25 protein-coding genes are annotated in these 22,617 nt (G+C 64.8%); 18 read left to right on the top strand and 7 right to left on the bottom strand.

The features are described 5' to 3' along the window. Nucleotides 1-94: 94 nt before the first annotated feature. Nucleotides 95-463: an antibiotic biosynthesis monooxygenase family protein gene (locus AC07VU_RS28210; RefSeq protein ID WP_007920961.1), complete on the bottom strand. Its 369-nt coding sequence runs from the start codon at nt 461-463 to the stop codon at nt 95-97. A gap of 101 nt (nt 464-564) precedes the next feature. On the opposite strand from AC07VU_RS28210, the gene AC07VU_RS28205 reads away from it, so the two are divergent. Next, nucleotides 565-1,035 (top strand): MarR family winged helix-turn-helix transcriptional regulator, encoded by a 471-nt coding sequence (locus AC07VU_RS28205; RefSeq protein ID WP_087092849.1) that lies wholly within the window; start codon nt 565-567, stop codon nt 1,033-1,035. Nucleotides 1,036-1,063: 28 nt separating this feature from the next. Here AC07VU_RS28205 and AC07VU_RS28200 read toward each other — a convergent pair whose 3' ends face one another. From AC07VU_RS28200 to AC07VU_RS28180, 5 genes are all read right to left on the bottom strand, one after another. Then, nucleotides 1,064-1,672, bottom strand: a complete 609-nt coding sequence (locus AC07VU_RS28200; RefSeq protein WP_495030889.1) for a GGDEF domain-containing protein — start codon at nt 1,670-1,672, stop codon at nt 1,064-1,066. Nucleotides 1,673-1,763: 91 nt separating this feature from the next. Then, on the bottom strand, nt 1,764-2,342 hold the full coding sequence (locus AC07VU_RS28195; protein WP_277588632.1) for a hypothetical protein: 579 nt from the start codon (nt 2,340-2,342) through the stop codon (nt 1,764-1,766). A gap of 1 nt (nt 2,343) precedes the next feature. Then, nucleotides 2,344-4,491: a xanthine dehydrogenase family protein molybdopterin-binding subunit gene (locus tag AC07VU_RS28190; protein ID WP_457276286.1), complete on the bottom strand. Its 2,148-nt coding sequence runs from the start codon at nt 4,489-4,491 to the stop codon at nt 2,344-2,346. 23 nt (nt 4,492-4,514) lie between these two features. Continuing rightward, entirely contained in the window at nt 4,515-4,970 is a 456-nt protein-coding gene (locus AC07VU_RS28185) for a (2Fe-2S)-binding protein (RefSeq protein WP_009043583.1), read from the bottom strand. Between the two features lie 187 nt (nt 4,971-5,157). Continuing rightward, nucleotides 5,158-6,003 (bottom strand): oxidoreductase, encoded by an 846-nt coding sequence (locus AC07VU_RS28180; RefSeq protein ID WP_495030888.1) that lies wholly within the window; start codon nt 6,001-6,003, stop codon nt 5,158-5,160. Between the two features lie 110 nt (nt 6,004-6,113). On the opposite strand from AC07VU_RS28180, the gene AC07VU_RS28175 reads away from it, so the two are divergent. The 3 genes from AC07VU_RS28175 to AC07VU_RS28165 all read left to right on the top strand — a co-directional run bounded on the left by AC07VU_RS28175 (nt 6,114) and on the right by AC07VU_RS28165 (nt 8,529). Beyond that, nucleotides 6,114-7,028, top strand: coding sequence for a LysR family transcriptional regulator (locus tag AC07VU_RS28175; protein WP_274306647.1), 915 nt, complete (start codon nt 6,114-6,116; stop codon nt 7,026-7,028). A gap of 124 nt (nt 7,029-7,152) precedes the next feature. Next, nucleotides 7,153-7,656 (top strand): VOC family protein, encoded by a 504-nt coding sequence (locus AC07VU_RS28170; protein WP_053260909.1) that lies wholly within the window; start codon nt 7,153-7,155, stop codon nt 7,654-7,656. A gap of 39 nt (nt 7,657-7,695) precedes the next feature. Next, nucleotides 7,696-8,529 (top strand): AraC family ligand binding domain-containing protein, encoded by an 834-nt coding sequence (locus AC07VU_RS28165; RefSeq protein ID WP_495030887.1) that lies wholly within the window; start codon nt 7,696-7,698, stop codon nt 8,527-8,529. 97 nt (nt 8,530-8,626) lie between these two features. Here the strand turns inward: AC07VU_RS28165 and AC07VU_RS28160 are convergent, their stop codons facing one another. Next, a complete protein-coding gene (locus AC07VU_RS28160; RefSeq protein ID WP_007927362.1) occupies nt 8,627-9,214 on the bottom strand; it encodes a LysE family translocator in 588 nt (195 codons plus the stop codon). Nucleotides 9,215-9,429: 215 nt separating this feature from the next. Between AC07VU_RS28160 and AC07VU_RS28155 the strand changes: the two genes are divergently transcribed. The 14 genes from AC07VU_RS28155 (at nt 9,430) to AC07VU_RS28090 (ending at nt 22,602) form a co-directional block, all read left to right on the top strand. Next, nucleotides 9,430-9,936 (top strand): GNAT family N-acetyltransferase, encoded by a 507-nt coding sequence (locus AC07VU_RS28155; protein ID WP_495030886.1) that lies wholly within the window; start codon nt 9,430-9,432, stop codon nt 9,934-9,936. A gap of 206 nt (nt 9,937-10,142) precedes the next feature. Beyond that, nucleotides 10,143-10,874, top strand: a complete 732-nt coding sequence (locus AC07VU_RS28150; RefSeq protein ID WP_457276283.1) for a YjfI family protein — start codon at nt 10,143-10,145, stop codon at nt 10,872-10,874. A 26-nt stretch (nt 10,875-10,900) separates the two neighbouring features. Then, entirely contained in the window at nt 10,901-11,602 is a 702-nt protein-coding gene (locus tag AC07VU_RS28145; RefSeq protein ID WP_274306642.1) for a PspA/IM30 family protein, read from the top strand. A gap of 167 nt (nt 11,603-11,769) precedes the next feature. Further along, nucleotides 11,770-12,336, top strand: coding sequence for a rhomboid family intramembrane serine protease (locus tag AC07VU_RS28140; RefSeq protein WP_274306641.1), 567 nt, complete (start codon nt 11,770-11,772; stop codon nt 12,334-12,336). Nucleotides 12,337-12,405: 69 nt separating this feature from the next. Further along, nucleotides 12,406-13,440 (top strand): potassium channel family protein, encoded by a 1,035-nt coding sequence (locus AC07VU_RS28135; protein ID WP_007920975.1) that lies wholly within the window; start codon nt 12,406-12,408, stop codon nt 13,438-13,440. After that, on the top strand, nt 13,427-14,077 hold the full coding sequence (locus tag AC07VU_RS28130; protein ID WP_053260903.1) for a DUF2491 family protein: 651 nt from the start codon (nt 13,427-13,429) through the stop codon (nt 14,075-14,077). Before AC07VU_RS28135 ends, AC07VU_RS28130 begins: the two co-directional genes overlap by 14 nt. Before the next feature lie 15 nt (nt 14,078-14,092). Continuing rightward, nucleotides 14,093-14,521: a DUF350 domain-containing protein gene (locus AC07VU_RS28125; protein WP_009043573.1), complete on the top strand. Its 429-nt coding sequence runs from the start codon at nt 14,093-14,095 to the stop codon at nt 14,519-14,521. A 20-nt stretch (nt 14,522-14,541) separates the two neighbouring features. Beyond that, nucleotides 14,542-15,258 carry a DUF1190 domain-containing protein gene (locus tag AC07VU_RS28120; RefSeq protein ID WP_277588625.1) on the top strand — a complete coding sequence of 239 codons (717 nt, stop codon included), beginning with the start codon at nt 14,542-14,544 and terminating at the stop codon, nt 15,256-15,258. A gap of 11 nt (nt 15,259-15,269) precedes the next feature. Further along, entirely contained in the window at nt 15,270-16,427 is a 1,158-nt protein-coding gene (locus AC07VU_RS28115) for a glutathionylspermidine synthase family protein (RefSeq protein WP_495030885.1), read from the top strand. 429 nt (nt 16,428-16,856) lie between these two features. Beyond that, nucleotides 16,857-17,141: a hypothetical protein gene (locus tag AC07VU_RS28110; protein ID WP_007920982.1), complete on the top strand. Its 285-nt coding sequence runs from the start codon at nt 16,857-16,859 to the stop codon at nt 17,139-17,141. Nucleotides 17,142-17,430: 289 nt separating this feature from the next. Next, on the top strand, nt 17,431-20,148 hold the full coding sequence (gene mgtA, locus AC07VU_RS28105) for a magnesium-translocating P-type ATPase (RefSeq protein WP_277588623.1): 2,718 nt from the start codon (nt 17,431-17,433) through the stop codon (nt 20,146-20,148). A gap of 166 nt (nt 20,149-20,314) precedes the next feature. After that, nucleotides 20,315-20,530, top strand: a complete 216-nt coding sequence (locus AC07VU_RS28100) for a hypothetical protein (protein WP_007920984.1) — start codon at nt 20,315-20,317, stop codon at nt 20,528-20,530. Between the two features lie 21 nt (nt 20,531-20,551). Then, complete coding sequence (locus tag AC07VU_RS28095; RefSeq protein ID WP_274306635.1) at nt 20,552-22,261, top strand: Na/Pi cotransporter family protein; 1,710 nt, start codon at nt 20,552-20,554, stop codon at nt 22,259-22,261. After that, a complete protein-coding gene (locus AC07VU_RS28090) occupies nt 22,249-22,602 on the top strand; it encodes a DUF2493 domain-containing protein (protein WP_274306634.1) in 354 nt (117 codons plus the stop codon). Before AC07VU_RS28095 ends, AC07VU_RS28090 begins: the two co-directional genes overlap by 13 nt. Nucleotides 22,603-22,617 lie beyond the last annotated feature (15 nt).

The following is a 22,617-nucleotide window of genomic DNA, read 5'->3' as shown; positions in this document are numbered from 1 at the left end:
CTCGCTGGCCTGCTGTACCGGCCGGCGAGCGCGGATGCAGCAGTGACCGGCAGGCACCTCACGGCCGCAACCACCTGGGCCAGGTATCGGCTGCCTAGGCGACGCAGATGCCCGGTACCGCGACCTTCTGGAACAGATGCGGGGAAGCGACCGCCGAGGACGGATAGTGCGAAAGCTTGGCCCTGAACTCCGGATGCACGAAGGCCGCCCGGAAATGCGCGTTGGACTCCCAGACCGCGTAATTGAGATAGGTCGGGCTTTCGCCGATGGCGCGATGCAGCTGGGTGGAAATGAACCCCGGCTGTTGCTTCATAAAACTGGCATCGTCTTGCCAGGCCTGCAGGAAGGTCGGCTCGTCGGCCTGGTCCAGGGTGAAGACGTTGATCAGGATGACCGGCGCGGCTTCGAGCGTAATCTGGCGGTCGATCGGAAAGGCGGGGTCCATAGGGCGAATGAGAGACATGGCAGGCTCCAGGTGTGAGGGCTGAATTCGAAATCAAATTGCTATATTGACATCATGATGTCAATATCCCTGAAGAATCATTTTGTCTGGATAACGACGTTATGCACGAACCTGAACCCACCCCCGCCGGGGCTGCCCTGACCGACTTCATTCTGAGTATGTTCCGGGCCAGCAACCTGACGCTGGCCTGGGGCGACCGGATAGTCGCCCCCCTCGGGCTGACCAGCGCCCGCTGGCAGATTCTGGGCGCGATCGTGGCGGCAGAGCGCCCGCAGCCGGTCGCCTGGCTCGCTCGGGACCTGGAGGCCAACCGACAGAATGTCCAGCGCATCGTCAACGATCTGGAGAAGGAAGGACTGGTGACCTTCCAGCCCAACCCGCATCACCGGCGCGCGCAGCTCGTGACGCTGACAGACAAGGGTACGGCAGCCTTCAATGAGGCCATCCGCCTGTACACCCCGCTGGTCAACGATTTGTCGGCCGGACTTGAAGTTGAAGACATTCAAACGGCCCTGCGCGTGATCACCGAGTTGCGAAACAGGCTCCAAGGGCAGGCTGGCACCGAGCAATAACCCACCGTATTGCGTCTCGGCCCAACATTCACGCCTTGAACAGCGGCCCGAGGCCCGGCCTGCTCATGGTCTGGTCGGCATCCGCCAGCAAGGTTTCCACATCGGCCGGCCGGGCCGGATCGAACTCGATCTGGCCGATGCTGAAGCAGATGTCGTAAATGCACTGCTGGGTGGCGGTGCGCTCGTCGAGGATGGCCTGCAGGCGGGTGATGATCGCCAGCTTTTCCATCCGTTCCGAGCCGGTCAGCAGCACCGCGAAACGCTGGTATTCCAGATGCCCGACCACGTCGCTTTCGCGAAAGGCGATGCGCAGGCCGTCGGCGAAGGTCTTGAGCGCCGCCTCGCCTTCTTCCGACCCATAAGCGCGGGCGATACGGTAGATATCGTCAAGATCGAACAGCAGCAAGGTCGCCGGGCAGTTCAGGTCCTTGCAGGCCTGCAGCGCATCGCCGGCCAGCACCGCAAAGCCGTGCGAGTTGGGCAGCAGGGTCAGTTTATCGAGGTTGGCTACCTGCACCGCGGCCAGCTCCTGCTCGGCCCGGCGGTTCTGATCGCGCAACAGTTGCCGGGACGGGTCGTCCGCCTCCGGGGCTGGCACCTGGTTCGGTGCCTGGACAGGCTTGTCTGGGGAAAACATCGCACACTCCATTGGCGGGTATCACCTATAGAGCTTAGTTGCCGAGGCCTGCGACTGCCCCGCAACCAGCCCTCGCTGGGGGCCCCTGGCGTCAACTTCCGACCGCCGGGCAGGGTCCGCCCGCCTCGGCCCAGAGCTTGAACTGGCTGACGAACACGTCGTGGGGCACCGGTACCGGCGCGCGGTTGCCACCGGGGTTCCAGCCCCAGAGCACCAGCTTGTCTTCGCTGACATGCTTGATCAGCGCGGCAAAGTCGCGGTCGCCGTTGCTGGCCTTGTCCTTGATCACCTGGCACAGGCGGTCGGTCGGCAGGCCAATCCAGGCCATCTTGTGCGCCGCCGGCGGCAGGCTCCAGTGCGGCGCCCCCGGTGGCATGTGCGGGCCGTAGCTGGCCGGCGGGTTGCTTGCGCCATGGCAGGTGGCGCACGGCAGCCCCGCCGCGCCCTTGCCGTCCAGGCCACGGACCACGGCCATGGCATGGGGCGTGCCGGCGTCGAACTGCAAGGGCGCATCCCCGGGAATATGGCAATTCTGGCAGCGCGGGCTCTGGAACACCTTCTGCACCGTCGCGAACGCCGCCAGCGCTGGGTCATCGGCGGCGAACAGGTCCGAGGCATAACCGCCAAGGCCGACCAGGATCAGCGAACCGAGGAGCAGGTGGCGTTTCATCTCACACCCCCGCCAGTTGCAGCGGCAGCTCGCGCAGGCGCTGGCCGGTCAGGGCGAACACCGCGTTGGCCACCGCCGGCGTCGTGGGCGGCACGCCTGCCTCGCCGATACCGCCGGGTTTCTCGCTGCTGGCGACTATGTGCACCTCGACCTCGGGCATCTCGTTCAGGCGCAACACCTGGAAGTCGTGATAGTTGGACTGCACCACCCGGCCGTCCTTGAAGGAAATGCGGCTGTGCAGGGCCATGCCCAGGCCGAAGGTGATGCCCGACTCCATCTGCGCGGCGATGCTTTGCGGGTTCACCGCGATACCGCAATCCACCGCACAGACCACGCGGTGCACGCGAATCCGCTCGGCCTCCTGGGACACCTCGGCCACCTGCGCCACATAGCTGCCGAAGGACTCGTGCACCGCCACGCCCAGGGCATGGCCATTGGGCACGGGCTTGCCCCAGCCGGCCTTCTCCACCGCCAGGTTGAGCACGCCCAGGTGCCGTGGGTGATCCTTGAGCAGGGTGCGGCGGTATTCCACCGGGTCCTTGCCCACCGCGGCGGCCATCTCGTCGATCAACGATTCGACGACGAACGCGGTGTGGGTATGGCCCACGGAACGCATCCACAGCACGGTGATGCCGGTCATCGGCGAATGCAGGTCGACCCGGTGGTTCGGCGTGCCCTTCAGGTAAGGCCCATCCGCCAGGCCCTCGACCGAGGTGTTGTCGATGCCGTTCTTGACGAAGCTGGCCTCAAACGAGGTACCGGCCATGATCGACTGCCCCACCAGCACATGCTGCCAGGCCAGCGGCAGGCCCTTGGCATCCAGGCCGACCTGCGCCTGATGCAGGAACGCTGAACGGAAATAGCCGCCGCGCACGTCGTCTTCCCGCGACCAGACGGTTTTCACTGGGGCTGCGGCGGCCTTGGCCACCTCCACTGCTTCGCTGACGAAGTCCGAGGTCGGGTTGGCCCGGCGGCCGAAACCGCCGCCCAGAAATTGTGTGTGGATCTGTACCTGCTCCGGCTTGAGCCCGGTGATCTTCGCCGCGACCATCTGGTCCAGGGTCTGGAACTGGGTGCCGGTCCAGATCTCGCACTTGTCGGCGCCGATGCGCACCGTGCAGTTGAGCGGTTCCATCGGCGCATGGGCCAGGTACGGCACGCTGTATTCGGCCTTGATCACCTGCGTCGCCTTAGCCATGCTCCCGGCCGCATCGCCGGCCTCGGCGGCCTTGGTCCCGGGGGTCAGCGCCAGTTTGCGAAAGCTCTGCATCAGGCTTTCGCTGCTCATGTTGGCGTTCGGCCCCAGGTCCCATTCGGCCTTGAGCGCATCGCGCCCCTGCTTGGCCGCCCAGTAATGCTCAGCGACCACCGCCACGCCCGTGGGCACCTGGAGCACCTTGATCACCCCGGGCACCGCCAGCGCCGCCTGGGGATCGAACGACTTGAGCGTGCCGCCGAACACCGGCGAACGCAGGACCACGGCGGTCAGCAGGCCATCGAAATACATGTCCATGCCGAACTGCGCGCGGCCGGTAATTTTCTCCGGGGTGTCCAGGCGCGGGGTCGGCTTGCCGATCAGCCGCCAGTCCTTGGCCTCCTTCAAGCGCAGCGAGGCCGGCTCCGGCACCGGCAGTTGCCCGGCGTCGTTGGCCAGGTCGCCGTAGCTCAGGCGCTGGTCGCCGGCCACCACCCAGCCCTGCTCGGTGCGCAGGGTCGAGGGCGCCACCTGCAGGCGCTTGGCCGCCGCCTCGATCAGCATCTGCCGGGCCGCGGCGCCGGCCTGGCGATAGCGGTCGAACTCCATCCAGGTCGAGGTCGAGCCGCCGGTAATCTGCATCCCGCCGAACGCCGGCAAGCCATACACCGCAGCGGCCGGCGCGTGCTCGACGCGAATCTTCGACCAGTCGGCATCCAGCTCCTCGGCGATCAGCATCGACAGCCCGGTCCAGATGCCCTGGCCCATTTCCGAATGGCCGAGCACCACGGTGACCACCCCGTCCGGAGCGATGCGCAAGAACGCATTGGGCACGAATTCTTCGCTCGCCGCCCGGGCAAAACGATTGGCTCCCGGGATGACGAACGCCACCACCAGCCCGCCGCCGAGCAGCGCGCCACCTTTGAGAAATCCACGACGCGATGCAGTGATCATGCCTTGCCCCTCTTAATGCCGACTCAGCCGATTTCAGCGGCGCGCTTGACCGCCGCGCGGATCCTTGGGTAGGTGCCGCAGCGGCAGATATTGCCGGACAACGCCTGGTCGATATCGCTGTCGGTGGGCGACGGGATCTTCGCCAGCAAGGCCGCGGCCGACATGATCTGCCCGGACTGGCAGTAACCGCACTGCACCACGTCCAGCTCGGCCCAGGCGCGCTGCACCGGGTGCGAGCCGTCCGCCGACAGGCCTTCGATGGTGAGGATCTTCTGCCCGTTGGCCACTGTCGCGGCCGGGGTCACACAGGAACGCAGCGGCGCGCCGTCGACATGCACGGTGCAGGCGCCGCATTGCGCCATGCCGCAGCCGAACTTGGTGCCGGTCAGGTGCGCCACATCGCGCAGCACCCAGAGCAGCGGCATGTCCGCGGGCACCTCGAGCTGCTGGTCCTTGCCATTGATATTGAGTGTCAACATGCGCAACTCCTCAGGCCGAGGGGGACAGGATTCACGGGATCCTGGAGCGGCGTCGCTGTGGCCGAAGGCCTACGCGCGCCGCGAGGTTTTCCATACAGCTAAGCGCAGTTTGCCGAACAGGCCGGATTCTGCGACCACCGGTCACGCCCAACCGCCCTGAACGGGCGGCCAGGCCATGAGCGCAGCATCAGAAATCGGTGGAGGCCGACAGCGCCCGCCAGGTCGCGGTTTCCTGCTCGACGTAGGCGTTCTTCGCCGCGATGGCGCCCAGGGTGTCAGTGCCCAGGGGCAGGCGCAGCGGCGGTTGCCTGGCTTCGACCAGGGCGATCATCGCCTGCGCCAGTTTGTCCGGGTCGCCCGGCTGCTGCTGGTTATAGGCCTTGGCCTGCTGGCGTACCTCACCAACGGTGGCGGTGTAGTCGGCGATCGAGGCCGGCGACTCCAGCAACGAATTGCCATCGAGAAAATCGGTGCGGAAAAAGCCCGGCTCGACCACCGTGACCTTCACGCCCAAAGGCGCCAGCTCGCTGTGCAGGGCCTCGCTCAAACCTTCGACGGCGAACTTGGTCGAGCAGTAGACGCCGTAGCCCGGCCCCGACTGATAGCCGCCGATCGACGAGATATTGATCACATGGCCGCTGCGGGCGGCGCGCATGTGCGGCAGCACCCCGCGGGTGACGTTGAGCAGGCTGAACACGTTGGTTTCATAGACCCGGCGGATCTCGTCGCCGCTGGCCTCCTCCACCGCGCCGAGCAGGCCGAAACCGGCGTTGTTGACCAGCACATCGATCCGGCCGAAATGCTCGACAGCCATCTGCGCCACGTCGCGGGCCTGGGCCTCGTCGGTGACATCCAGCTGCGCCGCCAGCAGGCCCGGCTGCGCGCCGAAACGCTCGCTGATCGACTGGGCATTGCGCGCGGTGGCCACCACCGCATCGCCGTGGGCCAGGGCCGCGGCGGTGATTTTCGCGCCGATGCCACGGGAAGCCCCAGTGATCAGCCAGACACGTTTGAAAGTCGTTTGCAAAGTCATGATCGATACCTTGTGAGAAGTGGGTGAACACAAGGTACGCAAGCGCATTAGCTGGAAAAATGGCCTTGTGCTACAAGCACTATGAATCTCTCTTTCATAATGGCCTTGCAATGAACCAGGACCCTTTCGACGGCCTGACCGAGTTTCTCGCCGTCGCCGAACACAAGAGCTTCACCCTCGCCGCTACCCAGTTGGGGGTGACCCCGACCGCCGTGAGCCATGCGGTAAAGACCCTGGAACGGCGTACCGGGGTGCTGCTGTTCCAGCGCACCACCCGCCGCGTGGCCCTGACGGAAGCCGGCAGCAGCCTGTTCATCCGCCTGCGCCCGGCCGCCAGTGAAATCGGCGACGCCCTGGCAGTGCTGGGCAGCTATCGCGACCGGCCGATGGGCACCTTGCGCCTCACCGCGCCACGGCTGTCCGCCAAGCTGCTGATCGAACCCCTGGTCTCGCGCTATCGCGCGGCCTATCCCGACGTCAGGCTGGAGATTTCCCTGGACGATGCCGCGGTCGACCTGGTCAGCGAGGGTTTCGATGCCGGTATGCGCCTGGGCGAGTCGATCGAAAAGGACATGGTCGCCGTGCGCCTGACCCCGGACCTGCAATGGTCGGTGGTGGGCTCCCCGGACTATTTCGCCCGGGCCGGCAGGCCGCAGACCCCGGAAGAACTGACCCGGCACCAGGGCATCGGCTTTCGCTTCCTCACCTCGGGCACGACCCATCGCTGGGAGTTCCGGCGCAATGGGCGGGACTTCACCGTCGGCGTCGAGGGTGCGCTGGTGGTCAACGATCGGCACTTGCTGGTCGCCATGGCGCGGGACGGACAGGGGCTGGCCTACGCCTGCGACTTCGAGGTGGCCGACGACCTGGCCAGCGGGCGCCTGGAGTCTGTGCTGCAACCGTTCGTCCCGCTGAGCTCGGGCCTGTATCTGTACTTTCCCAGCCGCACCCAGAGCCAGCCGAAACTGCGCGCCTTCATCGACATGGCCAACGCCTGGGTAGCCGAGCAAGGGCGGCGATCCTGAGCCGGATGCGCGGGCTCGATACCGCTCCTCGCCCGGCTGCGCTTTGTCGATCTACGGCAGTCCCGGCCGCCCCCGGGCTGGCTACGCTTGCTCAAGCGTGGACCATCCGCCGAGGAGAACCGTCATGTCGCTCATTCATCGCATCACGCCCTGCCTGTGGTTCGACCACCAGGCCGAAGCCGCCGCCCAGTTCTACTGTTCGGTCTTCGAGCACTCGCGCATCACCGCCCTCACCCACTACGGCAAGGCCGGCTTCGAGTTCCACGGCCGCCCCGAAGGCTCGGTGATGACCGTGTCCTTCGAGCTCGACGGGCAGACCTTCACCGGCCTCAACGGCGGCCCGGTGTTCCAGTTCAACGAAGCAGTCTCGCTGCAGGTCAACTGCCAGAACCAGGGCGAAATCGATCATTTCTGGAGCGCCCTGTCCTACGGCGGCGATCCCCAGGCCCAGCAGTGCGGCTGGCTCAAGGACAAGTTCGGGCTGTCCTGGCAGATCGTGCCTTGCGCGCTCAACCACTGGATGACCGACCCCGACACGGCCAAGTCGCAGCGGGTGATGCAGGCCCTGCTGCAGATGAAAAAACTCGATATCGCCGCGCTGGAACGAGCCTTCGCCGGCGAGAGCTAATACACTCGGTGGCCGACGCTTGCCGATGGGATGCCTTTGATGAAGCCGAGCTTGAGCCATAGCCTCGATACCGCCCCGCAGTTCTGGCGCGATGCGGCGCTGCCCTTTATCGAGGCCCGCTCGATCGCCGACGGGCGCAAGGTCTGTTACGCCCGGCATGCCCACGAGCATTTTTCCATCGGCGCCATCACCGCCGGGCACAGCACCTACCTGCACGAGCAAGCGCAATTTCGCATCGGCGCCGGCACCGTGGTGCTGATGAACCCCGGCGAAGTGCACGCCTGCAACCCCATCGACGACCAGCCCTGGTCGTATCTCATGCTCTATGTCGATACCTCCTGGCTGACCGACCTGCAGCATCAACTGGGGTTCAGCCAGGACCTGGGCTTTCGCGCCTTTTCCACGCCCCACAGCGACGATCCCGAACTCTATGCCGGGCTCAACCGCCTGTATGAGGTGCTGGTGGACGAACAGGCCGAGACGCTGCACAAGCACAGCACCGCAGTGGCGTTTTTCAGCGACCTGCAGCAGCGCCTGAACCCGGCCAGCCGACCGCCGCGCGAGAGCAACCAGAAACTGCAACGGGCCGCCGACTACATTCGCCAACACTGCACCCGTTCGCTGAAGCTCGAGGAAATCTGCCAGGCCGCCGAGCTGTCGCCGTCCTACCTGATCCGCGCCTTCAAGCAGCATTACGGCATGACACCCCACGCCTTCGTGGTCAACCAGCGGGTGCAGTTCGCCCAAAGCCGGCTGCGTGACGGCGAGCCGATCGCCGATGTGGCCCTGGAAGCCGGCTTCGCCGACCAGGCGCATTTCCAGCGCGCCTTCAAGCAGCACCTGGCGGCGACGCCGGGGCAGTATCGCGGGTGATTGGCAGACCTGAGGCCCTCATCGCGAGCAAGCTCGCTCCTACAGAGGACGCGATCTCTGTAGGAGCGAGCTTGCTCGCGATAAAGCCAACGCCGATTCAAGGCAACAACAGATACACCGCGCTCGCCGCCAGCAGCGCCGCCATGCTGCGGTTGAACAGGCGCATGCCCTTCGGGTTGCTCAGGTACTGGCGCAAAAAAGTCCCGGCGTAGGCCCAGCAGGCAATCGACAGGTAGCAGATCACGAAGTACACCAGCGCGAACTGCCACACCAACAGCGCCTCGCCATTGGCGGCAAAGGCGCCCATGCCGGCGACGCAGGCCAGCCAGGCCTTGGGGTTGAGCCATTGCATGATCGCGCCGTACCAGGCCGACGGCGCCTTGGCCTGGCCATCGCTGTTCAGCCGGCCGTCGTCCACCGCCAGCTTCCAGGCCATGAACAGCAGGAAGGCCACCCCGAACAGCTGGATGCCCCGGGTGAGGAACGGCCATAGCCGCAACAGCTCATGCAAACCCAGGCCGATCAGCACCAGCAACAGGACAAAGCCCAGGGTCGCGCCACCGACATGCCGCAGGCTGGCGCGAAAGCCGAACTGCGCGCCGGAACTCAGGGCCACGATATTGACCGGGCCGGGGGTAATCGAAGAGGCTAGCGCGAAGGCCGCCATGGAAAACACTACGCTCATCACACACCTTCAAAGGATCAATCGGAGAGTCCGGTGACCAAGGTAAGTGCGCAGGCCGCCCCCTGTATTGAAGAAAAACACCCCCCTCGCTCACGGACGAATCCCATGCCCGACGCGCTCACCCTCGACGCCCGCCCGCGCTACAGCCTTGGCGCCCCGTACCCGTTCGCGGCCCAGGCTGCGTCGCCCGACGAACCTGCCCGGAGCCTGGAACCATGAGCCAGATCGAACTGCACCCGGCCCAGCGCGACGAGCTGGAATGCCTGGAAAACCTGATGCAGTTCTACCTGTACGAACTCAGCGAGTGGCTGCCGCTCAAGTTCGGCCGCCACGGTCTGTTCGAGATCCGTCCGTTGCTCGAATACTGGCGCCAGGCGGCCACGCGCCCCTACCTGATCCGGGTCGATGGCGAACTGGCAGGTTTCGCCACGGTGGACGACAAGGTGAAACTGGCCGAGGTGCAGTACAACCTCGCCTACTTCTTCGTGGCCCGGCGCTTTCGCGGTCGCGGCATCGGCCGGCAGGTGGTGAGGCAACTGCTGGAACTGCTGCCCGGGCACTGGCAGATCTTCCACATCGATGACAACCGGCCGGCCCGGGATTTCTGGGCCCGGGTCATTCCCACGCTCGTCGGCGACGCCTACAGCTGTCATCCAATCACGGCAGACGGCTACCCCTGCACCCTGTATAAATTCCACACCCCGACATCGCCCGGGCAATGATCGAGGCCCGAAAAGCCTCGCCCAGCACCCAGGCACCGGCATGCCCCCTGAGCCACGGCAGTCGGCTGATTAACGCAAAATGCCACTCCAGAGCCTTGCGACCGTTGTTTCGCCGAGCTAAAAAAATATCACGCGTGAGTCATTGAGCCGTAACAAAATCCCCTGTAATGTTCTCACGCGTGATACGTGCACAACGGAGTCACCCCATGAAAAAGACCCTCCCGGCCAGGCAGCCTGCTGACCTACCGGCTTCCTCAGAGAGTCGACAAGGAGAGCGCTCGAAAGCTTCCAGCAGTAAGGCCTCCAGCAACAAGGCCCCTAGCAAGGCTTCCGCCAAGAAGCCGTCGAGCTTCTACATGAAGCAGATGCGCGCGGGCCTGAGTGCCGCTGGTTATGTGAAACACGAAACCTGGGTACTTCCGGAAAACCGGAGCGTGCTCAAGCACATTGAGAAGAAGCTGCGCCAACCCCTGATCGGCGGCGCACCGGTATTGGAGAATGACATGATCGCAGGTGAGAACTGGACCATCGACCGCCTCTTCGGCGCCTTGCAGGCCCTGGACGAAGTGACCTCGAACGAAATCGGCCTGAGCCTGATTCAAGGCGCCGAGCAAAGTATCAAGCTGGAAATGCACGACTTCGGCGGCCTGCCGATCTACATCGCGGTGGTCGGCGAGCAGATCATCGTCGACACCGTGCTGGTGGACCTGGAGTCGATCAACGACGTCGCCCGCTTCAATGACGCGGTGCTGCGCAGCCGGGAGATGTTCCCCCTGTCCTCGATCGGCATCGAGTCCATGCCCAACGGCCAGACCGTCTACAACATGTTCGGCGCCCTGAGCGCCAGCTCGAACCTGACCAACGTGGTGACCGAGGTCAAGACCCTGGTGGACAACGTCCAACGCGCCACCGAAGCCTTCGAAAGCTTCTTCAACTGATTGCCGAGAATCCGGAGTACACCTACATGACTCAGTCCATCTGGAACAAACTGTTCACTGCCCTGCGCGGCGGCGCCAACGAAGTCGGCGAAAGCATCGCCGACCAGCAGGCCCTGCGCATCCTCGACCAGGAAATCCGCGACGCCGACAACGCCCTGTCCAACGCCAAGCGCGAGCTGGTCACCATCATGGCCAAGCACAAGCTGTCCACTGAGCGGGTCAGCGAATTCACCGCGAAGATCGCCGACCTGGAATCCAAGGCCCTCGCCTCGCTGCAGGCCAACCGCGAAGACCTGGCCCTGGAAGTCGCCGAAGCCATCTCGACCCTGACCACCGGCCTGGAAGCGGAGCAGAAGCAAGCCAGCGAATTCGGCGCCTACGCCGAGAATATGCGCAAGGACATCGGCAAGGCCGAAGCGCGCATCCGCAGCCTGCGCCAGCAAGTGGACATGGCCAAGGCCCGCGAGAGCGTGCAGAAAGCCCAGGTCAGCGCCTCGATCGCCAGCGGCGGCGCCAACGGCAAGCTGGAAACCGCGGTCAACACCCTGAACCGCCTGCAAGCCAAGCAAGACCAGCGCGCGGCGGAAATGGAAGCCCAGGAGCAACTGGCCGACTCGAGCAACGGCAACGACCTGGAACGTCGCCTGCGCGAAGCCAACATCGTGCCGGACCAGGGCAGCGCCAACGCCATCCTCGAGCGCCTGAAAAAGCAGAAGTCGACCGAGTAAACAGCGCTGTTGCACCACTCAACCTGTAGGAGCGCAGCTTGCTCGCGATGGTCGTTAACGATGTCGCGTACTGCCTGGATGAGCGCGGCGCCCTCCAGTCCATCGCGAGCAAGCTGCGCTCCTACAGTGAATCGCCTGTGTTTTTTTCGGCCTCTTGGAGGGCCTCAATGGCCGTTGCAAATGGTTTCAAGACCCTGGCGGGCCTGGCCCTGGTAATGATCGCCGCACAGGTGCTCAACAGCCTGAGCGGCTACAGCCTGAATCTCTTCGGCCTGATCCCGCGCACCCTGCAGGGCTTGCCGGGGATACTCGCCTCGCCCTTTCTCCACGGCTCCTTTACCCACCTGACCGCCAACCTGGTGCCCTTCCTGATCCTCGGCGCCATGGTGATCGCCGAAGGCCAGCGGCGCTTCGTGGTGGTCAGCCTGATCATCATCCTGTTCGGCGGCGCGCTGGTCTGGCTGTTCGGCTTCAGGGGCATCCACGTCGGCGCCAGCGCCTGGGTCTTCGGCCTGTGGGCCTACATCCTCACCCGCGCCTGGCTGCTGCGCAGCTGGAGCAGCCTGCTGGCCGCCGCGGTGACGATGTTCCTGTATTCCGGCCTGGTCCTGGGGTTCCTGCCACGGGCCGGGGTGTCCTTCGAAGGGCACATCTTTGGCGCCTTCGCGGGGTTTATCGCAGCAAAAGTGCTTTTATCCGGCGCCAAGCCGATGTCTAATGCCGCGCGGCAATGAGCCATGCCTTGCCCGGGCACGGCACGCTGCATCACGGATAGATCTGCTCATCAGGAAATCAGGGATTCGATGTCGATTTTCATCTTGCTTCGGGTATACGCGGCCACCTTCTTCCAGCGCTTCGGCTGGATGGGCCTGGCCATCGCGCTCGGCGTGCATGCCGCGACCTCCTATCTCGGCCTGGTGGCCTTGGGCGAGCAGCACCTCACCGCGCCCGCGACCTTCATCTATTTCTATTTCACCACCACCCTGACTGTGGGTTATGGCGACCTGTCGCCGCAATCCGCCGCCGGCCGGGTGTTCGTCGCCGTGTGGGTGATGCTCGGCGGCATCGCGCTGCTGACCGCGGCCATCGGCAAGACCACCAGCAGCGTTATGGACCTATGGAGAAAAGGCATGAAAGGCAAAGGCGACTTCACCGGCCAGACCGGGCATACCGTACTGGTCGGCTGGGAAGGCGCGTCCAGCGAGCGGGTGATCGAATTGCTGCTGCAGGACGAAACCTCCAACGACAACCTGATCGTCATCTGCGACGCCAGCCTCGACGAGAACCCGATGCAGGGCAAGGCCGCCTTCGTCAAGGGCGAAAGCCTGTCGTCCGCGGCCCTGCTGTTGCGCGCCGGGGTGCCCGGCGCCGAACGGGTACTGGTGCGCACCAGTTCCGACGACCTGACCCTGGCCAGCGTGCTGGCGATCAACCAGCTGCGCCCCAGCGGCCACGTGGTCGCCCACTTCAACGACAGCGAAATCGCCACCCTGGCCGCCTCCTACGCACCCAAGCTGGAGTGCACCTCGAGCATGGCCATCGAGATGCTGGTGCGCTCCTCCCAGGACCCGGGCTCCTCGGTGGTGATCAACGAACTGCTGTGCGTCGGCCAGGGCGCCACCCAATACGTCATGCGCCTGCCCGAGACTTACGAAGGCCGTTTCGCCGAGCTCTACGTACACCTCAAGGAACGCTACAACGCCACCCTGATCGGCTACCGCGCCCGCGGCGCGCAACACCCGCAGATCAACCCGCACAGCGATACGCGGATCCAGGGCGGCGAACTCTTCTACATCGCTTCCAGCCGCCTCAAGGACATCGACAATGGGATGGTTTAAACGCTTTCTGGGGCTCCAGGCCCCGGCCACCACAAGCTCGAGTTTCGCCACCGGGCCACTGGGCCTGAGCATGGGCGCGGGCATCCGCTTCGATGCCAGCCTCAAGCTGCTGCTCGCCGACAACAGCCGCGTGGCGATTCCCGGCGACCAGGCGGTCTACAGCGAAGGCCTGGTGGACCTGGGCCAGTCCGAATGGCTGTCGCGCTACTACCTGGACGACGAAGACTACTGGCTGCAGGTGCACACCAGCGGCGGCATCGACGGCCAGGTCAAATCGATCATCCTGTTCAACTACCTGAGCAACCAGGCCGTCAACAGCGAAGCCGAGCTGCGGCGCCTGGCCGGTCCGAACAGCCTGATCGGCCAGCCCACCTACAGCCTCGACGGCGTCGAGTACCTGCGCGAATGGGGCACCGAAGCCGGGCAGACCGAGCTGGTGCCGCTGCGCGAGCAGGTGTCCAAGCCGGACGAGACTTTCGCCTTCGAAAGCCACTCGATGCTCTATGCCCGCGACACCGGCCTGACCAATCGCCGCGAGTTCCTGCTGTTTTCCGTGGAGCAATACGCCGACGGCAGCGTCAGCCTGGTGACCTCACTGGGCATTTCCCTGTACATGACCGACCTGCAAACCCTCTGACAAGGACCAGAACCCATGCTTGAAGCCCTTTCCATCTCCCTGAACAAATTCGCCGTGGTCGGTTTCCTGACCTACATCCTCGGCGCGGCCGTGCTGTTCGCCCTGTTCCAGTTCGTCTACACCCGCCTGACGCCACACAAGGAATTCCAGCTGATCCGCGAGGGCAACGTCTCCGCCGCCATCGCCCTGGGCGGCGCCATCATCGGTTTTGCCATCCCGGCGAGCAACGTCATCGCCTACTCCATCAGCCTGCTGGACTTCGCCGTCTGGGCGCTGATCGCCGCCGTGGTGCAACTGCTGGCGTTCCTGATGACCAGCCTGGTGCTCAAGGGCACCTCGCAGCGCATCCGCAACGGCGAAATCGCCGCCGGTATCTATGTCGCCGCCGTGGCCATCAGCGTCGGCCTGCTCAATGCCGCCTGCATGACCCCTTCGCAGAACTGATCGACCGCACGGAGCCCTCGATGAAACGAAGCCAATACGTTCAGCTCTCCCTGGCCGCCTCGGTGGCCCTGGCGATCTCGGGCTGCAACTCGGAGCCGGAGACCCTCGCGGTCCAGCAGAAATTCAACTTCCAGTCGGTGCAGGAATGCGTGGACGGCAAGATCGCCGTGGACGTCTGCTCCGATGCCTATATCAAGGCCATGGCGGAGCACCGCGCCCAAGCGCCGGTCTACGACAACCAGGCCGACTGCGATGCCGACTTCGTCGAAAACTGGTGCCAGATAGATTCCAACGGCAAGTTCGTGCCCAAGCTCGGCGGCTTTGAAATCAACGCCCAGGGCGCCTTCACCCGCGAACAGCTGGCGGCAGCCGGGGTCAGCCCCGAGGCTGGCCGCAGCTCGTCGTTCAGCAGCAATGACAGCGGCCTGCTCACCGGCCTGCTGATCGGCAACCTGCTCAGCGGCGGCAACCGCAACTATTACTCCGAGCCGGTCTACCGCTATCGCGACGACCGCGGCAGCTACGCCAACTCGACGCTCAACCAACGCATCGCCAGCGGCTCGACCTTCTCCAAGTCACGCCAGGCGCAGTCGGGCAGCGGTTTCCGGACCACCACCCGGCCGATGTCGGTGTCCTCCTCCACCTCCCGTGGCGGCTTCGGCAGCCAGGCCAGCGCCCGCAGCGGCTGGGGCGGCTCCAGCTCCTCGAGCTGGAGTTCGGGACGCTCGAGCAGCTAAGGAGGCGCGCCATGAAGAAGATCCCCTGCAACGAACGCCCGGACTGGCGACAGACCGCGGAAAAACTCGGCTTCCTGTTCCACACCATCGACGGCGAAGCCTACTGGGACGAAAGCGCCTACTACCAGTTCAGCCTCAAGCAGATCGAGGACGACCTGGAAGACCCGACCACCGAGATCCATGAGATGTGCATGGACCTGGTGGACCGGGTGGTGCGCAGCGAGGCCCTGCTCGATCGCCTGAGCATCCCGCCGGCCTTCTACGACATGATCCGCACTTCATGGCTCGAGGGTCACCCGCACCTCTACGGCCGCCTGGATTTTTCCTACGACGGCCAGGGCCCGGCCAAACTGCTGGAGCTCAACTACGACACCCCCACCAGTCTCTATGAAACCGCGGCGTTCCAATGGGGCTGGCTGGAGCAGAACATCGAGCGCGGCCTGCTGCCGCGGCATGCCGACCAGTTCAACAGCATCGACACCCGGCTGCACCAGGCTTTCGCCCAGCTGGGGATCAAGCGCCCGTTCTATTTCGCCTCGATGAAGGATTCGGTGGAAGACCGCGCCACCACCGACTACCTGCGCCTGATCGCGGAAAAGGCCGGCATCGAGTCGCGGCATATCGACGTGGAAGACATCGGCCTCACCGCCGAAGGCCGCTTCGTCGACCTGCAGGACCGCTGGATCCCGCACCTGTTCAAGCTGCACGCCTGGGAGTTCATCTTCCACGAGCCCTTCGGCGCGGCTATCGCCGCCAGCGACACGCAGTTCTTCGAGCCGGCGTGGAAATCCATCCTCTCCAACAAGGGCATCCTGCCGCTGCTCTGGGAAGCCCACCCGGGCCACCCGAACCTGCTGGAAACCCACCTGGACCCACACCCGCAACGCGAGGTGCCCAAGGGCTGGGTGCGCAAGCCGTTCTTTTCCCGCGAAGGCGCCAACATCGAGTTGCGCACCCCGCAGGACGAGGTGGTCAAGGAAGACGGCCCCTACACCGACGCGCCCTACATCCTGCAGTCCTTCGCCCCGCTGCCGCGCTTTGGCGACAGCTACACCCTGATCGGCTCCTGGGTCATCGGCGACCAGGCCGCCGGTATCGGCGTGCGTGAAGACGACAGCCTGATCACCAAGGACTCCAGCCGCTTCCTGCCGCACCTGATCCTCGACTGATATATCCGCCGGGGCGCGCAATGCGCCTCGGCCTGTTTCTCAACGGCTACAGCACAATAACTATCTCCAGCATTGTTATGGCCGTCATTCAGAACTGCCTTATATAACTTGCCCATCATTTATCTGAGTTCCGCTACAGACCTTACTTAAAGCTGAACGAACATATGATTCGTGGCAATTTAATCTTGACTTGACAGGTGGCCCTGAGTAAATTGCGCGGGCCGGCCAAACCGGCCTTTTTTCAACTCACAAAAGAAGCCAATGGACACAGTATCTAGACGCTGTCTGGTCGATGCGCTTGCGCAGGGCTGGGCACTTAACCCAGAACATGACGGGACTCGACTTTTCGGTCGGGTGAGCTGCGCTAGAGCTTGACGCTCCTTCGTAACTTGCCTTCACCGGAGCCAGTCCGGTCGCGAGGCAACTGTTATGAACTTCAAATCCACTGTAATGCCCGGCGTACGCGCCTTTGCATCGACCATGCGGGTCAAGCCCTGCGCTGAGCGCGCGGCCGTTTCCCGGGTCGGTACCCTGTATTCCACCCCCTCCTCGCAAACCCGGCCGCGGGCCAACTGGCGCGTCTGCCCGGTCACCTGCCGGCTCCAGCAACGCTGGAGTTTCGACGACAGCCAGGACCCTCAGAGTCGGAGCCTGGCCGGACTCCTCATGCAGGCCGGCCTGCTGCTGAGCCTGTCCCGGGACTCGCACTTCTAGTTCAACCGAAGGCACTTTCAAGTCCTTCCTGAACGTTTTCCCTAATAAGGAATTCGGCAACTTCCTATTGCCTGCTTACAACTAAAAGTTGGTGGCCATTTTTATGGACGAAGCCAGTAGTAGGTTCGTCGCCTGTTCATGTTCATTGAATAGGCGGCGAACGTTAAAACCAATAAAACGCAACTACCTGAATCGATCGCTTACTTGCGGCTCGACATACGTTCGCTCGTCTTTGAATAGGTGAGTGGTCTGTGTGTCGTGCCGCAAGCCTGCGGCAGGAGCACACGTAATGACTACGGTAAAAACCCGCACCTCCTCCTCGCAAAACTCCACCCGCGACGACACCCGGCTGTCGATGCGCGCCGCCCGCGAAGCGCAGAACAGCCTTGGCGTGACCCTGGACAACGTCAAGTCGAACGCCAACGGCCTGACCGAGCTCGACGCCGAAGGCCGCCTGCAGCGCGACGGCTTCAACGAAGTGGCCCACGACCGGCCGCCTCATGCCCTGGTGCAATTGCTGCAAGCCTTCAACAACCCGTTCATCTATGTGCTGATGACGCTGACCGCCATCAGCTTCTTCACCGACTTCTGGCTGCCCCTGCAAGCCGGCGAGGAAACCGACCTGACCGGGGTAATCATCGTCCTGGTCATGGTCCTGGCCAGCGGCCTGATGCGTTTCTGGCAGGAATACCGCTCGGCCAAGGCCGCCGAGGCGCTCAAGGCCATGGTGCGGACCACCGCCACCGTGCTGCGGCGCGAGCAGATGGGCATGAAAGCCGCGCTGCGCGAAGTGCCGATGCGCGACCTGGTGGTCGGCGACATCGTGCAGTTGTCGGCCGGCGACATGATCCCCGCCGATATCCGCCTGATCGAATCCCGCGACCTGTTCATCAGCCAGGCGGTGCTGACCGGCGAGGCGCTGCCGGTGGAGAAGTACGATACCCTGGGCGCGGTGCAGGAGAAATCCGCCCATCGCACAGCAGCGGCTGACCAGCAGGACCTGCTCGACCTGCCGAACATCTGCTTCATGGGCACCAACGTGGTCAGCGGCACCGCCACCGCGGTGGTGGTGGCCACCGGGTCGCGCACCTACTTCGGCTCCCTGGCGCGTTCCATCGTCGGCTCGCGGACCCAGACCGCCTTCGACCGCGGGGTGAACAGCGTCAGCTGGCTGCTGATCCGCTTCATGCTGGTGATGGTGCCGGTGGTGCTGCTGATCAACGGTTTCACCAAGGGTGACTGGGCCGAAGCCTTCATGTTCGCCCTGGCGGTGGCCGTCGGCCTGACCCCGGAAATGCTGCCGATGATCGTCAGCGCCAACCTGGCCAAGGGCGCCGCGGCCATGGCCAAGCGCAAGGTGGTGGTCAAGCGCCTCAACGCGATCCAGAACTTCGGCGCCATGGACGTGCTGTGCACCGACAAGACCGGCACCCTGACCCAGGACCGGATCATCCTCGAGCACCACGTCGATATCAGCGGCAGCCGCTGCGACCAGGTGCTGCAACTGGCCTGGCTCAACAGCTATCACCAGAGCGGCATGAAGAACCTGATGGACCGCGCGGTGGTGAGCTACGCCGAAAACAACCCGAAGTTCAGCGCGCCCGACGCCTGGAGCAAGGTCGATGAACTGCCGTTCGATTTCGTCCGCCGGCGCCTCTCGGTGATCCTCGCCGACGCCAGCGGCCATCACCTGCTGGTGTGCAAGGGCGCGGTCGAGGAAATGCTCGACACCGCCACCCGGGTGCGCCAGGACGGCGTCACCGTGGCCCTCGACGCCGGGCGCCGGGCGGCGCTGCTGGAGCTGGCCGAGGAATACAACCGCGACGGTTTCCGCGTGCTGCTGGTCGGCACCCGCGACCTGGCGCCGGGGCAGACCCGCCAGCAGTACAGCGCCAGCGATGAGCGCGAGCTGATCATCGAAGGCTTCCTGACCTTCCTCGATCCGCCCAAGGAAACCGCCGGCCCGGCCATCGCCGCGCTGCGCGAAAACGGCGTGACGGTGAAGGTGCTGACCGGCGACAACCCGATCGTCACCGCGAAGATCTGCCGCGAGGTCGGCCTGGAAGTCGGCCAACCGCTGCTCGGACGGGATATCGAGCACATGGACGACGCGGTGCTCGCGCGCCTGGTGGAAGAACGCACGGTGTTCGCCAAGCTCACCCCGCTGCAGAAATCCCGGGTACTCAAGGCCCTGCAGGCCAACGGGCATACCGTGGGCTTCCTCGGCGACGGCATCAACGACGCCCCGGCGCTGCGCGACGCCGACGTCGGTATCTCGGTGGACAGCGGCACCGACATCGCCAAGGAATCGGCGGACATCATCCTCCTGGAAAAGAGCCTGATGGTGCTCGAAGAAGGGGTGATCAAGGGCCGCGAGACCTTCGGCAACATCATGAAGTACCTGAACATGACCGCCAGTTCCAACTTCGGCAACGTGTTCTCGGTGCTGGTGGCCAGTGCGTTCATTCCGTTCCTGCCGATGCTGGCGATCCACCTGCTGCTGCAGAACCTGATGTACGACATCTCCCAGCTGTCGCTGCCGTGGGACAAGATGGACAAGGAGTTCCTGCGCAAGCCGCGCAAGTGGGACGCCAAGAACATCGGGCGCTTCATGCTGTGGATCGGGCCGACCTCGTCGATCTTCGACATCACCACCTTCGCCCTGATGTGGTTCGTGTTCGCCGCCAACAGCGTGGAAATGGCCGCCCTGTTCCAGTCCGGCTGGTTTATCGAAGGCCTGCTCTCGCAGACCCTGGTGGTGCACATGCTGCGCACCCAGAAGATCCCGTTCATCCAGAGCACCGCGGCGCTGCCGGTGATGCTGATGACCGGCCTGGTGATGGCCCTGGGCATCTACGTGCCGTTCTCGCCGCTGGGTGCAATGGTCGGCCTGGTACCGCTGCCGTGGGAATACTTCCCTTGGCTGGTCGGCACCCTGCTGTGCTACTGCGTCGTCGCCCAGACCATGAAGACCCTCTATATCCGTCGCTTCAAGCAATGGTTCTGAGGGCCTGACGGTCCGCTTTGCTGCCATCGCGAGCAAGCTCGCTCCTACAGAACACACCCCCTTGTAGGAGCGAGCTTGCTCGCGATAGCCGCAAGGCGGCGCTACCCCAGGCACCGCCCATCCAGGTATCGCAAACACCGGGCCCCGCCCAAGTGGAGCACCCAGCATGAAACCGATCATCGAGCTGCTGTCATCGGCCGAACGCGCCTTGCGCGCGCTGCTGGTGATCGTCCTGGAGCGGATCGCCACCCTACTGACCAAGGCCAGCGTGCGGCTATATGCCCGGGGCCTGCTGAGCGGGGTCGAGATCCGCCTGCTGCTGGGCTTTGCCAGCGCCCTTCATCGCCGCTGCATCCGCCTGCTGCGATCCGCCAAGCCATGAAACACACAAGGGAGAGTCCTCATGTCGGGAACTACTCTGCTGATCAACCTCGCTGGCTCCATCGCCCTGCTGCTGTGGGGCACCCAGATGATTTCCTCGGCGCTGCTGCGCGGCTTCGGCACCCAGCTGCGCCAGTGGCTGGGGCAGCACCTGAACAACCGCTGGATGGCCCTGCTGTCCGGCATCGCCATCACCGGGGTCCTGCAAAGCAGCACCGCGGTGAGCCTGATGGCCAGCTCCTTTACCGCCACCGGCACCCTGGGCCTGGCCCCCGCGCTGGCGGTGATGCTCGGGGCCAATATCGGCTCGACCCTGGTGGTGCAACTGCTCAGCGTCGATATCTCGATCCTCACGCCGCTGGTGCTGCTGGCGGGCTTTATCGTGTTCCGCCTGCGCGACGACTCGCGTTTTGAAAGCCTCGGCTGCGCGCTGATCGGCCTGGGGCTGATGCTGCTGGCCCTGCGCATGCTCGGCGGCACCCTGGGCGAAGTGGAAGGCACGCCGGTGTTCGCCGCGCTGATGCGTGGCCTCGACGGCGACCTGCTGATCGCCCTGCTGGCGGCGGCGCTGCTGACCTGGCTGTGCCATTCCAGCGTCGCCGTGGTGCTGCTGGTGGCGTCCCTGGCCGCCACCGGGCTGCTGTCGTCGGTGACCGCCATGGCCCTGGTGCTGGGGATCAATATCGGCGGCGCCCTGCCGTCGCTGTTCAACGCCGATTCCAGCGTCGCCCGGCGCCTGCCCCTGGGCAATCTGCTGGTGCGCCTGTGCGGTGTCACCGTGCTGCTGCCGTGCCTGCCCTGGATCGCCCAGAGCACGCCGGTCGCCGCCCTCGATGCCAGCCTGCAGGTGGTGTACCTGCACAGCCTGTTCAACCTGGTGCTGGCCCTGCTGTTCATCGGCCTGACCGGGCCCATGGCGACGCTGCTCAGCCGCCTGCTGCCGGAGCCGCCGCGCGACATCGACCCGGGCATGCCGCACTACCTGGACGAAGCCGGCCTGGCGGTGGCCAATATCGGCCTGTCCAACGCCGCCCGCGAAGCCCTGCGCCTGGCCGACATGCTGTCGCTGATGCTCGACCGGGTGCTGCGCCTGTTCCAGGCCTCGACCCCGGCCGGCGCCGATGAGGTGCGGCGCATCGACCAGTCGCTGGACCTGCTCAGCGCCGCGATCCGCGCCTACCTGGCGGATATCGGCCAGGACGGCATCAGCGACCAGGACGCCGACCGTGCCCAGGAAATCCTGCTGTTCGTGATCAACCTGGAACACGCCGGCGACATCCTCTCCAGCAGCCTGACCCAGCTGGCGGCGCGCCGGCTGCGGCGTGGCGAGCAGTTCTCGGTGTTCGAGCTGGACTGCATCGAGCCTTTGCACCAGGCCGTGGTCGACAGCCTGAGCCTGGCGATCACCGTGTTCCTGCGCGAAGACCTGGCCAACGCCCACCAACTGGTGAACCGCAAGGAACTGGTCAGGCGGCTGGAAGCCGACGCCAGCCGCGAGCACTTTCGCAGCCTGCGCGAAGACCGCACGGCCTGGGCCGAGTCCGGCGACATTTTCCAGCGGGTGCTGCGCGACTACCGGCGCGTGCACCACCACATCGCGGCCCTGGCCTATCCGGCGCTGGAGCGGGCCGGCGAGCGCGACCTGGATAACGCCGAACTGGGCGAAATGCTGCTGGACAACCCGTTGAGCATCCAGCCGACGGCGCAGGAGACCGCACGATGCGTGTCCTGATCTGCGCCGGGCGCCACTGCGCCGACGTCCAGCTGTGCCGGCGGGTGCTCGACGCCTTCCAGCGCCTGCATGAAGTGCAGGTGCTGATCCACGGCGGCAACCAGTTCCTCGGCGCAGAAATAGAAGACTGGGGCCGGGAAATCGGCGCCGACATCGTGCGTTACCCGGCCAACTGGCAACTGCACGGCAAGCTCGCCGAACGCCTGCGCAACGCCTTCATGCTGCGTGACAGCCGGCCCGACATGGTGATCGCCCTGCCCGGCGGCGACGACACCGAAGAGCTGGTGGCCCTGGCCAGGGCCGCGGGCATCCAGACCCTGTCAGTGAGCGACTGGCAATGACCCTTTTCCCCACTC

Source organism: Pseudomonas sp. GW821-FHT02B10 (genome assembly GCF_059421865.1).
Note: the sequence above shows the minus strand (reverse complement) of the source record. Positions and strands in the feature narration are given on the sequence as shown.

What these genes read in the sequence shown, in the direction of transcription:
- AC07VU_RS28210 (WP_007920961.1), bottom strand. Translation starts at nt 463, where the DNA reads ATGTCTCTCATTCGCCCTATGGACCCCGCCTTTCCGATCGACCGCCAG.
- AC07VU_RS28205 (WP_087092849.1), top strand. Translation starts at nt 565, where the DNA reads ATGCACGAACCTGAACCCACCCCCGCCGGGGCTGCCCTGACCGACTTC.
- AC07VU_RS28200 (WP_495030889.1), bottom strand. Translation starts at nt 1,672, where the DNA reads ATGTTTTCCCCAGACAAGCCTGTCCAGGCACCGAACCAGGTGCCAGCC.
- AC07VU_RS28195 (WP_277588632.1), bottom strand. Translation starts at nt 2,342, where the DNA reads ATGAAACGCCACCTGCTCCTCGGTTCGCTGATCCTGGTCGGCCTTGGC.
- AC07VU_RS28190 (WP_457276286.1), bottom strand. Translation starts at nt 4,491, where the DNA reads ATGATCACTGCATCGCGTCGTGGATTTCTCAAAGGTGGCGCGCTGCTC.
- AC07VU_RS28185 (WP_009043583.1), bottom strand. Translation starts at nt 4,970, where the DNA reads ATGTTGACACTCAATATCAATGGCAAGGACCAGCAGCTCGAGGTGCCC.
- AC07VU_RS28180 (WP_495030888.1), bottom strand. Translation starts at nt 6,003, where the DNA reads ATGACTTTGCAAACGACTTTCAAACGTGTCTGGCTGATCACTGGGGCT.
- AC07VU_RS28175 (WP_274306647.1), top strand. Translation starts at nt 6,114, where the DNA reads ATGAACCAGGACCCTTTCGACGGCCTGACCGAGTTTCTCGCCGTCGCC.
- AC07VU_RS28170 (WP_053260909.1), top strand. Translation starts at nt 7,153, where the DNA reads ATGTCGCTCATTCATCGCATCACGCCCTGCCTGTGGTTCGACCACCAG.
- AC07VU_RS28165 (WP_495030887.1), top strand. Translation starts at nt 7,696, where the DNA reads ATGAAGCCGAGCTTGAGCCATAGCCTCGATACCGCCCCGCAGTTCTGG.
- AC07VU_RS28160 (WP_007927362.1), bottom strand. Translation starts at nt 9,214, where the DNA reads ATGAGCGTAGTGTTTTCCATGGCGGCCTTCGCGCTAGCCTCTTCGATT.
- AC07VU_RS28155 (WP_495030886.1), top strand. Translation starts at nt 9,430, where the DNA reads ATGAGCCAGATCGAACTGCACCCGGCCCAGCGCGACGAGCTGGAATGC.
- AC07VU_RS28150 (WP_457276283.1), top strand. Translation starts at nt 10,143, where the DNA reads ATGAAAAAGACCCTCCCGGCCAGGCAGCCTGCTGACCTACCGGCTTCC.
- AC07VU_RS28145 (WP_274306642.1), top strand. Translation starts at nt 10,901, where the DNA reads ATGACTCAGTCCATCTGGAACAAACTGTTCACTGCCCTGCGCGGCGGC.
- AC07VU_RS28140 (WP_274306641.1), top strand. Translation starts at nt 11,770, where the DNA reads ATGGCCGTTGCAAATGGTTTCAAGACCCTGGCGGGCCTGGCCCTGGTA.
- AC07VU_RS28135 (WP_007920975.1), top strand. Translation starts at nt 12,406, where the DNA reads ATGTCGATTTTCATCTTGCTTCGGGTATACGCGGCCACCTTCTTCCAG.
- AC07VU_RS28130 (WP_053260903.1), top strand. Translation starts at nt 13,427, where the DNA reads ATGGGATGGTTTAAACGCTTTCTGGGGCTCCAGGCCCCGGCCACCACA.
- AC07VU_RS28125 (WP_009043573.1), top strand. Translation starts at nt 14,093, where the DNA reads ATGCTTGAAGCCCTTTCCATCTCCCTGAACAAATTCGCCGTGGTCGGT.
- AC07VU_RS28120 (WP_277588625.1), top strand. Translation starts at nt 14,542, where the DNA reads ATGAAACGAAGCCAATACGTTCAGCTCTCCCTGGCCGCCTCGGTGGCC.
- AC07VU_RS28115 (WP_495030885.1), top strand. Translation starts at nt 15,270, where the DNA reads ATGAAGAAGATCCCCTGCAACGAACGCCCGGACTGGCGACAGACCGCG.
- AC07VU_RS28110 (WP_007920982.1), top strand. Translation starts at nt 16,857, where the DNA reads ATGAACTTCAAATCCACTGTAATGCCCGGCGTACGCGCCTTTGCATCG.
- mgtA (WP_277588623.1), top strand. Translation starts at nt 17,431, where the DNA reads ATGACTACGGTAAAAACCCGCACCTCCTCCTCGCAAAACTCCACCCGC.
- AC07VU_RS28100 (WP_007920984.1), top strand. Translation starts at nt 20,315, where the DNA reads ATGAAACCGATCATCGAGCTGCTGTCATCGGCCGAACGCGCCTTGCGC.
- AC07VU_RS28095 (WP_274306635.1), top strand. Translation starts at nt 20,552, where the DNA reads ATGTCGGGAACTACTCTGCTGATCAACCTCGCTGGCTCCATCGCCCTG.
- AC07VU_RS28090 (WP_274306634.1), top strand. Translation starts at nt 22,249, where the DNA reads ATGCGTGTCCTGATCTGCGCCGGGCGCCACTGCGCCGACGTCCAGCTG.